General features: G+C 63.3%; 1 protein-coding gene. It reads left to right on the top strand.

The features are described from left to right. The coding region (locus tag AC066S_RS39525; protein ID WP_478272017.1) for a glycoside hydrolase domain-containing protein at positions 1-433 on the top strand (433 nt) is incomplete at both ends.

Genomic DNA, 433 nt, shown 5'->3' with positions numbered 1-433 from the left:
CCTATGCGCCTTATGCCGGGCTCGGCGAGTATATGGCACGCGGCTACGTGCCGATTGACCGCGAACCCGAAGCGGCATCGAAGACGGTTGAATATGCCTACGACGACTGGACCATCGCCCGCCTAGCGCGTGCGATGGGGCGCGCCGACGTCGCCGCAACCTTCGCAAAGCGCTCGGAAAATTGGCGCAACAGCTTCGATGCGAAGACCGGTTTCATCCGCGCGCGCAAGAGCGACGGGACGTTCCGCGTGCCGTTCGATCCGACCGCGATCAATTACGGGTCCGATTATACGGAGGGCAATGCCTGGCAATACAGCTGGTTCGTGCCGCAGGATCAGGCCTCGCTCGTCCGCGCGCTCGGCGGCGACGCGGCGACCGTCGCAAAGCTGGATGCGATGTTCGATTTCGACACGTCCAAGCTCGACTACAGCCA

The organism is Bradyrhizobium sp. CFUWI, assembly GCF_056429085.1.
The sequence above is the reverse complement of the archived record's forward strand: the minus strand, read 5'-3'. Positions and strand labels throughout refer to the sequence as shown.